This is a genomic window from Neisseria sp. P0021.S006, from assembly GCF_051956895.1.
On the sequence record NZ_JBQCWZ010000098.1, the window covers coordinates 1 to 3,094 of the forward strand.

Sequence of the window (3,094 nt, forward strand, 5' to 3'; positions counted from 1 at the left end):
GCGGACTGTTCCGCATTTATATCGCGGTGTTGGTCGATAAAGACAGCCAAAAGGCGATTTTGATTGGCAAGGGTGGGGAGAAATTGAAGAAAATTTCTACTGAAGCCCGCCTTGATATGGAAAAATTATTTGATACCAAAGTCTTTTTGAAGATTTGGGTGAAAGTGAAATCCGGTTGGGCAGACGATATTCGTTTCCTGCGCGAATTGGGATTGTGATTTAATGTGTTTGAACAAAGGCCGTCTGAAAAATTTTCAGACGGCCTTTTTTTATCAAGCCAACAACTCAGTCAGACGTTTGACGATTTCATCCGCTGCTTGGCGTTTGGATGTTTCCGGAAATGAGGTTTCGGCAAGGTCATCAATAATGGTGATTTGATTGGTTGGTTTGCCCATGGAAACGGAAACTTGGTTGGCTACCAGCATCGGTACGTTTTTGCGCAAACGTTTTGCCCGAGCAAATTCCAAAACCTGATGGCTTTCGGCAGCAAAGCCGACGCAGAATGGTCGAGAAGGTAGGGCGGCAACGGATGCGAGAATATCCGGATTTTCCGTCAGTTCGATAATTGGAGGCTGATTGCCGTTTTTCTTCAGTTTCTCGTTGCTGCTGTTTTTGACTTTATAGTCTGCAACGGCTGCAACGGAAATAAAGACATCTTGCTCATGGATATGGCGGTGAACTGCCTGATACATGGCTTCTGCGCTGACAGCTTGTTCGGAATGAGCCAAGCCTGCTGGCAAGGCCATCTGAATTTGACCGTAAATCAGCGTGACTTTCGCTCCGGCAGCACGGCACGCACGTGCTAAAGCCATGCCCATTTGTCCGCTGGAAATATTGGTAATGCCGCGGACAGGATCGATGGCTTCAAACGTTGCGCCGGCTGTAATCAGAACTTTTTTGCCGCTCAATAGCTTGGGTGTCCATAAATCCTCTAACAAATCTGCCAGATCGACCGCTTCGACCATTCTGCCGGTACCTGTTTCGCCGCAAGCCTGTTCGCCGCTGTTTGGGTAAAACACGGTAATGCCGTCTGAAACCAGCTGCTCAATATTGCGCAGGTTGGCAGGGTTGTTCCACATTTCGACATTCATTGCAGGCGCAACGGCCAAAGGACATTTTCTGGCTGCGGCCAAAGTAGTCAACAGGTTGTCAGCCAATCCGTTGGCAATTTTGGCGATCGTATTGGCAGTGGCTGGTGCAATAAGAAATGCGTCAGCTTCACGCGTCAGATTGATGTGCGCCATGCCATTATTGGAAGTGCCTGAATAGGTATCCGATAAAACAGGGTTGCCGGTTAAAGCTTGGAAAGTCAGTGGGGAGACAAATTCCGTCGCAGAATCTGTCATTACCACTGATACAGAATGTCCTTGCTTTTTCAGCAGTCTGACCAGTTCGCAAGATTTATACGCCGCAATACCGCCGGTAATGCCGAGGAGAATGTGTTTGCTCATAAATAATGGGTTCATTAAATGAGGTATATAGGAATCAAATCAAATTAGATTTGTTCGATGTTGATCCTGGCCAGTTTTGCTTTAATCGCATTGCCATATCTCTTCGGTAAGAATGCTGAAACCACCCCGTTTTTCACTTCAGTCACATAACTGCAGACTTTAAATTCAGGAACAACATTGAGCGAGTAGTCCGGATTGACCAAAGGCGAAGCACTGGAGTACAGCGTCCATCTTGCCAGACTGCCGTCTTCATAATCAGTCGTTGCATTAAAGCTGGTGACCCCTTCGCTGAAAGCGATTTGATAATTAGAGTAGAACTCGCCGGGAATTTCGTGTGCATTACAGAAATCAAATAATCTGTCATGTGCAAACAGATTCTGACGGATATAGGCCCACAATTCTTTTTCTAGAAAATCTTGGTCGGCAAAATGCCTGGAAGGATAGCCCTCGTCGACAAAGTTTTGAATCCTTTCCTGCATATCTGGGACTGCGCCCGCTTTAGCGCCCCACATACCCGCAAGAATTAGGGCAGTATGCGAGCCCGAGTCACGAATAGTGTGGAATAGTGTACCACTTTTTATCCATTCGGATACGGCCGCTGCATCACGATAACAAATAATAGAATCTGCATCACGGAAAATAACGTATTCAACCTCGGGATCATTGATGGCAAGAAAGCGCCACATCGTACCCGGCCAGTTGTCCAATGGAGCGCCAACCTTAATCACTTCTGCACCGTTATTTCTAAATCGTTGAATAGCTTCAGCCGATACAGAATCGTCAATATAAAAACGACATGTCCAACCGGGGAAAAGTACAGGAGCAAGCTGGGTGTTTAAGACGGCAGGCTCAATATATTTGGAATTATTGCCAAATAAAGAAAAGGAGATAATCCGTTTGCCGTTTTTTGGAGCTGATGTCGGAATTATTTCATGTTCTAGGTCTGGGATGGCTTTGTCTTTTAGAACCAAAGCCTGATGACCGTAAAACCCGGTTTTTTCCCAATTATCTAGGGCGCCGTAAGCATGGGCAAGTAAATCCAAAGCAGGAATATAGGTGCTATCCAGCTCTAACGTTTTCATTTCAGCCTCAATGGCTTTTTCCCATTTCAACTGCTTCAGATAGGCATAAGCAACTTTGTGATGAAATTCGACAGATTGTGGATTGAGAAGGCAAAGAATCTCGGCACGTTTTAGCGCTTCCTCGTAATTTTCCTCTTCGATAAAAGAGTGATATGCTTGTTCAAATTTTTGTTGAATCTTTTCGTTATTCATAATAGGGACTATTCTAAATTTATGATTGTTTTATTGGAGAAAGTAGAGATTGTAAGAGTAGATGGGACTAAAGCGCCAGTAGTATAGAGATATAGAGTGTTTGAATGTGGCAATTAAGAGTAAAACTGCAGGACTATTTATCTTTGGATATCTGTTTTATCTATCGAACGATAAAATCCAATAAATTTTAAATTATTTAAATACAGATAGTTGTGAAAAAATTTTAATTTTTTTGAAGTTGGGTGTTGACTGGTTTTGTAGGTAGGCGTATAGTTCGGTTCTTCGCTGCTGACGCGGTGAAGAAAACGAAGCAGACAGTATAACACAGTTAGTTAGAATTTTCGATAATTTTAGTTGACATTTGCTAAA

At 43.9% G+C, this 3,094-nt stretch carries 3 protein-coding genes; 1 reads left to right on the forward strand and 2 read right to left on the reverse strand.

The window, feature by feature from the left end; genetic code table 11:
- Window positions 1–218 (forward strand): KH domain-containing protein (locus ACTHUM_RS11060; protein ID WP_440402891.1); only part of this gene is annotated, 218 nt, incomplete at its 5' end.
- 54 nt (window positions 219–272) lie between these two features.
- Here the strand turns inward: ACTHUM_RS11060 and coaBC are convergent.
- A complete protein-coding gene (coaBC, locus tag ACTHUM_RS11065) occupies window positions 273–1,451 on the reverse strand; it encodes a bifunctional phosphopantothenoylcysteine decarboxylase/phosphopantothenate--cysteine ligase CoaBC (protein WP_039862104.1) in 1,179 nt (392 codons plus the stop codon).
- 44 nt (window positions 1,452–1,495) lie between these two features.
- Complete coding sequence (locus ACTHUM_RS11070) at window positions 1,496–2,725, reverse strand: tetratricopeptide repeat protein (RefSeq protein ID WP_004519703.1); 1,230 nt, start codon at window positions 2,723–2,725, stop codon at window positions 1,496–1,498.
- Between the last annotated feature and the right edge of the window lie 369 nt (window positions 2,726–3,094).

Coding starts and splice junctions, on each gene's coding strand:
- coaBC (WP_039862104.1), bottom strand. CDS start 1,451: ATGAGCAAACACATTCTCCTCGGCATTACCGGCGGTATTGCGGCGTAT.
- ACTHUM_RS11070 (WP_004519703.1), bottom strand. CDS start 2,725: ATGAATAACGAAAAGATTCAACAAAAATTTGAACAAGCATATCACTCT.